This window comes from Streptomyces sp. NTH33 (assembly GCF_003236365.1).
Classification (GTDB): Bacteria; Actinomycetota; Actinomycetes; order Streptomycetales; family Streptomycetaceae; genus Streptomyces.
On sequence record NZ_POTZ01000520.1, the window covers coordinates 1 to 4547 of the forward strand.

General features: G+C 69.1%; 4 protein-coding genes. 3 read left to right on the forward strand and 1 reads right to left on the reverse strand.

Translation table 11 applies throughout. From position 1 onward, the window contains the following. Positions 1-187: 187 nt before the first annotated feature. On the reverse strand, positions 188-1216 hold the full coding sequence (locus tag C1I97_RS31970; RefSeq protein WP_111006547.1) for a LacI family DNA-binding transcriptional regulator: 1029 nt from the start codon (positions 1214-1216) through the stop codon (positions 188-190). Positions 1217-1370: 154 nt separating this feature from the next. Between C1I97_RS31970 and C1I97_RS31975 the strand changes: the two genes are divergently transcribed. Genes C1I97_RS31975 through C1I97_RS31985 form a run of 3 tightly spaced genes read left to right on the forward strand, consistent with a single transcriptional unit; the run spans position 1371 to position 4481 of the window. After that, positions 1371-2681 (forward strand): ABC transporter substrate-binding protein, encoded by a 1311-nt coding sequence (locus C1I97_RS31975; protein ID WP_111006548.1) that lies wholly within the window; start codon positions 1371-1373, stop codon positions 2679-2681. Beyond that, the gene (locus tag C1I97_RS31980; RefSeq protein WP_111006549.1) at positions 2678-3574 is read left to right on the forward strand and encodes a carbohydrate ABC transporter permease; all 897 of its coding nucleotides are present in this window, start codon (positions 2678-2680) and stop codon (positions 3572-3574) included. The genes C1I97_RS31975 and C1I97_RS31980 overlap by 4 nt, the downstream gene beginning before the upstream one ends. A gap of 4 nt (positions 3575-3578) precedes the next feature. Next, entirely contained in the window at positions 3579-4481 is a 903-nt protein-coding gene (locus C1I97_RS31985; protein ID WP_441349173.1) for a carbohydrate ABC transporter permease, read from the forward strand. Positions 4482-4547 lie beyond the last annotated feature (66 nt).

A 4547-nucleotide genomic window follows, 5' to 3' on the forward strand; every position in this document is an offset into this window, starting at 1 on the left:
GTCGTGTCCCCCGTCCTGTCCCCCGCCGTGTTTCCTGTCATGTCCCCTGTTGTGTCCCCTCACAGAGAGGAACATACGACCGATTCACGAAGAGTTCGTCAGGGGGAGGACAGCAAAAGGCTTTTCTTCGGAAAATCTCGTCTCCGAAAGTTTCGACACGCCTCGGCACCCCGGTCCCGCCCCGCTCTCACCCCGCCGGCGCCGCCGTACTGCTGCGCACCACCAGGCTCGTGGCCAGCTCCACCCGGGTCGCCACCGGCGACTCCTCCTCGCGCCCGAGGTCCAGCACCAACTTCGCCGCCGCCTCCGCCATCTCCGTCAGCGGCTGGCGCACGGTCGTCAGCGGCGGCCCCACCCAGCGCGCCACCGGCAGGTCGTCGAAGCCGACCACGCTCAGGTCCTCCGGGATGCGCAGCCCCAGCTCGCGCGCCGCCTCGTACACCCCGAGCGCCTGGAGGTCGTTGCCCGCGAAGACGGCGGTCGGCCGGTCCTCGCGGCGCAGCAGCTTCAGGCCCAGCCGGTAGCCGGCCTCGTGGTGGAAGTCGCCGGTCACGATCAGCGACGGGTCCACCGGCAGCCCGGCCGTCTCCAGCGCGGCCCGGTAGCCGTCGACCCGGGCGCGGCTGCACATCATCCGGGACGGCCCGCTGATCGCGCCGATACGGGTGTGCCCGAGCTCCACCAGGTGCCGGGTGGCGGCCAGCCCGCCCTGCCAGTTGGTGGCGCCGATCGAGGGCACGTCGGCGCCCGGGTCGCCGGCCGGGTCCATCACCACGAACGGGATGGAGCGGCTGGTCAGCAGCGCCCGCTGGGACTCGTCGAGCCCGGACAGCACCAGGATCACGCCGTGCGGACGACGGGCGGCGACCTGGTCGGCCCAGGTCCGCCCGGGAGTGAGCCGGCCCGCGCTCTCCGAGAGCACGACGCTCAGCCCCGCGTCCCGTGCCACGTTCTCCACGCCCCGGATGACCTCCATCGCCCAGGCGCTCTCCAGCTCGTGGAAGACCAGGTCGATCAGCGGCGAGCGGGTCGCCTCGGCGCGCCTGCGCCGGTAGCCGTGAGCCCGCAGCAGCTCCTCGACCCGGGAGCGGGTGGTCGGAGCGACGTCGGCACGACCGTTGAGAACCTTCGAAACAGTCGGAGCCGACACACCGGCCTCGCGGGCGATCTCGGCGAGCGTGGCGGTCTGCGTTCCTGCGGTCTTCGTCGGCTTCATGGCGGCGATCGTATCTCTGCGCGACCTCTTGACGAACCCCCTCGACCGCCTTAGGTTCCCGGAACATTCGAAGTGCCATACGAAACATTCGGCCACTCGAACAGTTCGGCCAGACGAACAATCGGAACACGACATTCGTGAGAGGTGCCGTCACATGGAGTCCTACAGCAGGCGCTGGTTTCTCGGCGCCGGCGCCACCACCCTCATCTCCGCCGCAGGCCTCACCGCCTGCGGTTCCGGCAGCGGCTCCGGCAGCTCGGGCGGCACGCTCACGGCGATCGTGTACGGCGACGACGCGGTGAAGGTGCAGGCCGCGGCCGTCAACCGGTTCAACGCCTCGGCCGAGGCCAAGAAGGCGAAGGGCAAGATCAAGCTGGAGAAGGTGCCGGCCTCCGACTACCCGGCCAAGCTGCGCACGGCGATGGGCTCGCCCCACGCCCCGGACATCTTCTTCAACTGGGGCGGCGGCTCCATCAAGGCGTACAAGGACGCCGGCCAGCTGATCGACCTCACCGACACCATCGAGTCCGACTCGGTCCTCAAGGACGGCTTCCTGCCCTCCGTGCTCGCGGCCGGCGCCCTCAGCGGCCGCAACTACGGCATACCGATGCGCGGCATGCAGCCGGTGATGGTCTTCTACAACAAGGCCGTCTTCGCCGAGCACAAGCTCCAGCCGCCCACCACCTGGGACCAGCTGCTCGACATCAACGCCAAGCTGAAGAAGGCGAACATCACCCCGTTCGCGCTCGGCGGCGCCGACATCTGGCCGGAACTGATGTGGCTGGAGTACCTGGTCGACCGCATCGGCGGCCCCGACGTCTTCGAGAAGATCAAGAACGGCGACTCCGCCGGCTGGGGCGACCCGGCCGTCCTCAAGGCCGCCGAGACGGTCAAGCAGCTCATCGACGACGGCGCCTTCGGCAAGGGCTACAACTCGGTGGCGTACAACGACAAGGGCGCGCCGGCGCTCTTCGCCAAGGGCAAGGCGGCCATGCACCTGATGGGCTCGTGGGAGTACTCCACGCAGCTCGGTGTGTTCCCGGACTTCGCCAAGAAGAACCTGGGCTGGTTCGCGTTCCCGAAGTACGAGGGCGGCGCCGGCGACATCCGCAACGTCGTCGGCAACCCCACCAACTACTGGTCGGTGAACTCCCGTACGTCCAACAAGGACGCGGCGATCGCCTTCCTGCGGACGTGCGCCTCCGAGCAGTACGCCAAGGAGCTGATCGCCAACGGCGACATCCCGACCACGTCCAACGCGGCCACGCTGCTGGACGCCTCCCCCAACCCCGAGTTCGCCAAGTTCCAGTACGAGATGGTGCAGCAGGCGCCCGCCTTCACCCTGAGCTGGGACCAGGCGGTCGACCCGAACATCTCGACGCCGATGCTGACCGAGATCAACAAGCTGTTCGTGGGCAAGTCGAGCCCGAGCCAGTTCGTGTCCGCGCTCCAGGGGCTGAAGTGAGCTCGACGGTCTCCACCGGGACGAAGGGCAGGCCCGGGAGAGGCGTGCGGGCCGGTCGCCCGCACGCCGCCTGGGCCCTGCCCGGTGTTCTGTTCTTCGGTTTCTTCGCGATCGCCCCGCTGGCGCTGGCCTTCTACCTGTCCTTCACCAAGTGGAACGGCCTGGGCGACCCCGAACCCACGGGTCTGGCCAACTGGCAGAAACTCCTGCACGATCCGCGGCTGACCCAGTCCCTGACGGTGACCGTGCTGCTCACCGTCGTCAGCTGGACCTTCCAGACGGTGATCTCGCTGCTGCTGGGCGTCTGGGCGGCGGGCCACCAGCGCAACCGGGCGGTGCTGTCGGCGATCTTCTTCACGCCGTTCCTGCTGTCCTCGACGGCGATCGCGCTGCTGTTCTACTCCCTGCTCGACCCGAACTTCGGGATCATCCACGCGGACACGTTCGGCTCGACGTCCGGCGCCTTCCTCGCGATCGTCTTCGTCGGCGGCTGGCAGTTCATCCCCTTCCACACCCTGATCTACCAGGGCGGGGCACGGCAGATCCCCGAGGTCCTCTACCAGGCCGCGGCCATCGACGGCGCCGGCCGCTACCGCCAGTTCTTCTCGATCACCCTGCCCCAGCTGCGCAACACGGCGACCACGTCCAGCGTGCTGATGATCGTCGGCTCGCTCACGTACTTCGAGACCGTCCTGATCCTGACCCAGGGCGGCCCGGGCACGGACACCGCGATCCTGCCGTACCTGATGTACGAGGCGGGCTTCAAGAGCTACGACTTCGGCTACGCGAGCGCCGTCGCGTCCTTCCTCGTCGTGGCCGCCACCGCGCTGTCGCTGCTGCTGGTCCGGCTGACCGGCTTCGGCGCCATGCGCAGCACCAGGGAAGGAATGTGACGCCGTGACACACGACACGTTGCCGCGCCGTCCGCTACGCACCCCCCGGACGCGGGTGACCGCGGCCCCCGCGCACCGCCGCCGCCACTGGACCAGGCGCCCGAACCCGCTGGCCGGCCTCGGCTCGGTCATCTGGCTGGTCGTCGTGATCATCCCGATCTACGCGATGATCTCGGCGTCGCTGACCCGCCAGGACGAGAGCCTGGGCGGCAGCGCCCTCGACCCGCCCGCGCACCCGACCCTGGAGAACTACAACACCGTCCTGCACAGCGGCTTCGGCCACCTCCTCGCCAACACGGTGACCGTCGCGGCGGCGGTGGTGGCCATCGTCCTCGTGCTGTGCGTCCCGCTCGCCTACGTCGCCGTCCGCACCCGCAGCTTCTGGTCGGGCGCGGCCTTCCGCATGTTCCTGCTCGGGGTCGCCATCCCGGCCCAGGCGGTCGTCGTCCCGCTCTACCTGATGATCGCCGAGCTGGACCTCTACGACAGCCTGCTCGCGATCATCCTGCCGACGGCGGCGTTCGCGATGCCGGTCTCGACGCTCATCCTCACCGGCACCCTGCGGGACATCTCCGAGGAGCTGTACGAGGCGATGGCGCTGGACGGCGCCTCCCCCACACGGATGCTGTTCCAGCTGGTCATCCCGATGGCCAAGGGCGGCATCAGCACGGTCGTCGTCTACTCCGCCCTCCAGGCCTGGAACGGCTTCATCTTCCCGCTGATCTTCACCCAGTCCGACGGCCCGCGCGTGCTGACCCTCGGCCTGTTCAACTACGTCACCGAGTTCGGCGTGAACATCCCCGCCCTGCTCGCCTCCGTCGTCCTCTCCGGCATCCCGATCTTCGCCGTCTACCTGGTGGCCCGGCGCGCCCTCGTGGGCGGTCTGATGGGCGTGGGCGGCAAGTGAACCCACCCTCTTCCGACGTCTCTGACAGGAGCTCCATGACCACCGCCCCCTGGCGCGACCCCGCCC